The 2,918-nt window shown below is 68.0% G+C and carries 1 protein-coding gene and 2 pseudogenes; 1 reads left to right on the top strand and 2 read right to left on the bottom strand.

The features are described from left to right. Positions 1 to 100 precede the first annotated feature (100 nt). A protein-coding gene (locus tag AB0I11_RS34270) for an IS5 family transposase (RefSeq protein WP_357330081.1) occupies positions 101 to 900 on the bottom strand; the annotation gives its coding sequence in 2 pieces (ribosomal slippage) (positions 101 to 564 and positions 564 to 900; 801 coding nt in all). A 407-nt stretch (positions 901 to 1,307) separates the two neighbouring features. Between AB0I11_RS34270 and AB0I11_RS34265 the strand changes: the two are divergent. Beyond that, positions 1,308 to 2,032 (top strand): annotated as a pseudogene (locus AB0I11_RS34265) (dienelactone hydrolase family protein). An 80-nt stretch (positions 2,033 to 2,112) separates the two neighbouring features. Here the strand turns inward: AB0I11_RS34265 and AB0I11_RS34260 are convergent. Continuing rightward, positions 2,113 to 2,604, bottom strand: a pseudogene (locus AB0I11_RS34260) (transposase); the annotation flags it as partial. Between the last annotated feature and the right edge of the window lie 314 nt (positions 2,605 to 2,918).

Genomic DNA, 2,918 nt, shown 5'->3' with positions numbered 1-2,918 from the left:
AGCCGGCGCCTCACCCGCGAAGCGACACCATCCTGGCGCGACGATCAACCCAAAACAGACGCACCATCACCCACATGATCAAGATGCCCTCTTAGAGCTCCTAACTCTTTGAGCGTTGGAGTCGGCGCCAGCAGATGATGGCGCTGGCGAGGCTGAGGAATGCTTCGTGGATGTCGTCGCGGATCTCCCAGCGGATGCGCAGGCGGCGGAACCAGTGCATCAGGGCGATGGTCTGCTCGACGACCCAGCGTCGGGCGCCGAGGCCGGAGCCGTGGGCGACGCCGCGTCGGGCGATGACCGGGGTGATGCCCTTGGCCCGCAGGTCGCGGCGGTAGCAGTCATAGTCGTAGCCACGGTCTGCGTAGATCCGCTTCGGTCTCTGCCGGGGCCGTCCGCGGATGCCCCTGATCGGCGGGATCTTGTCGACCAGGGGTATCAGTTGGGTGACGTCGTGGCGGTTGCCGCCGGTCAGGCTGACGGCGAGGGGGATGCCTCCCGCATCGGTGATGACGTGGTGTTTCGAGCCCGGACGGCGGCGGTCGACCGGGCTCGGACCGGTTTTGGGCCACCCTTGAGCGCCCGGACGTGGGAGCCGTCGATCACCGTCCGGGACATGTCCAGCTGCCCGGCGGCCCGGAGTTTACCCAGCAGCACTTCGTGCAGTCGCTGCCACACGCCGGCGTCGTTCCAGTCCCGCAACCGGCGCCAACAGGTCATCCCCGACCCAAAGCCAAGCTCCTGAGGCAGGTACTCCCACGGGATCGCCGTGTAGAGCACGAACAAGATCCCGCACAACACCTTGCGGTCATCGAGGGGCTTACGGCCCGGGAACCGGTGCCTGCGCGGCGGACGGGGCGGCAGCAGCGGCTCGATCTCGGCCCACAGGTCGTCCGAGACGATCCACGGCGGCTGCTCACCCCTCCTCACGGCCGAGCACTATAGCCGATCGTCCATCGAGGACATGCGATCCTAGATCATTCTGTTAGGCGTTCTTAAACGCCGGGCTGTCGCGGGTGATAGCCCAGCTTCACGAGCGGGTTCCGGGACTGCTCGACTGAGCTAGGGCCTCGGGGTTAGAAGAAGATCGCGGATGGCTGGTCAGGTGACTCCGCGCCTGATCAGCCCGTCCGTCGTTGTCGGGCGGCGTCGGCGTCGGCGTCGGCGGAAGGTCTTGGCTGTACGGATGGCTGTACGACAGACCGTCGGAGCGATGCCGGCCTGCCCGCGGCAGATGCCAAGCACAGCACTGTTCTGCCAGCGGCGAAAACCGGTCCGACCGGGCTCGATGGTCGCTACAGTCTAGTCTCATGACGACGGTTACAACGCGTACGGTCGAGTATCCGGCCGACGGTTTGACGATGATCGGGCACCTCGCGCTCCCGGCCGGTGTCGACCGCCGGCCCGCGGTGCTGCTCGGACAGAGGGCATGGGGCTCAGCGACGTCGAGCGCCGCCGGGCCGATGCTCTCGCCGAGCTGGGATACGTAGCGCTGGCCTTCGACCTTCACGGCGGGCGCTATTTGGGCGACCCCGAGGAGATGCTGGCCCGTTGCATGCCGCTGCTCGCCGACCCCGACCGGATGCGGGGCATCGGCCACGCGGCGCTCGACGTGTTGCGCGCCGAACCGCGGACCGACCCCGACCGGATCGCCGCCGTCGGCTACGGCACCGGGGGCGCAATCGTGCTTGAACTCGGGCGCGACGGCGTCAACCTGCGCGCGATCGGGACAGTCAACGGACTGATCACGGGCCGACCGGGCGAGGCGGCGCGCATTCGCTGCCCGGTGTGGGCCGGGGTCGGGTCGGAAGACCCGATCATGCCACCCGCGCAACGGGACGCGTTCACCGCCGAGATGCAGGCCGCGGGCGTCGACTGGCGCCTCGTGGTCTACGGCGGCGCCTTGCACGCCTTCCACCACCCGCCGGTCGACCACCCCACGGTCCCCGGCGTCGGCTACCACCCACGGCACGCGCAGCGAGCCTGGCGCGACGTCGTCGACCTGCTCGCCGAGTGCCTGCCCGTAACGGAGTGATCTGGGTCGGCAACCGCGATTCCGGGCCACGAACCAGGCCGATCGACCGCCACCGGCTCCGGTTTGTGAGACATCACCGCAGCGGTGTAGACCGGCCGCAGGGCTTTGGCGATGGCATCCCAGTGCTGCCGGCCGGCATACCGGAACGAGGCTCGCAGCAGGTGGATCACGCAGGTCTGCACGACCGCTTCCGGCCACACCTCGGCGATCGCGTCGGGTAGGCCCTTGAGCCCGTCGCAGACCACCATGCACGCGTCGGCGACGCCCCGGCTCTTCAACTCGGTGAGGACCTGCAGCCAAAACTTGGCGCCTTCGCCGCCGTCGCCGGCCCACAGGCCGAGGATGTCCCGGGTTCCCTCCACGGTGACGGCCAGGGCCAGGTAGATGGGCCGGTTGGCGACCTTCCCGTCGCGGATCTTCACGTGCACCGCGTTCAGGAAGATCACCGGGTAGACCGAGTCCAGGGGCCTGTTCTGCCACTCGGTCATGCCCTCGACGACCTTGTCCGTGATCGTCGAGATCGTCTGCCGCGACACCTCGGCGCCATACACCTCAGCCAGGTGAGCCTGAAGTCGAGTCGGCCCGCAGCGCGGTTCCGGTGTTGCCACCGGCCCGTTTCTGCGGGCCGCTCGCCGAACCCGCCGTGCGCCTCTCAACGCAACGGGCTCTCCACGGTTTCTTCGTCAGGCTGTTTCCGTTGTTGCCCAGGGGGTGGGGATTCTGCTGCGGCGCCGGTACCGAGTAACGGCGGTCGCCGCGATGTTGTGCAATTCAATCCCGTCCGCCGTGATGGGGAGTTGCCCCCTGGTCCTGGACACTTGAGCCTTGGATCGTGATGGTCTGGGGAGATCAGGAGTCCCTGACAGATGGTGATGAAGCACTACCC

Origin of the sequence: Micromonospora sp. NPDC050495, from assembly GCF_040655175.1 — a bacterium.
Taxonomy (GTDB): Bacteria; Actinomycetota; Actinomycetes; order Mycobacteriales; family Micromonosporaceae; genus Micromonospora.
Note: the sequence above shows the minus strand (reverse complement) of the source record. Positions and strands in the feature narration are given on the sequence as shown.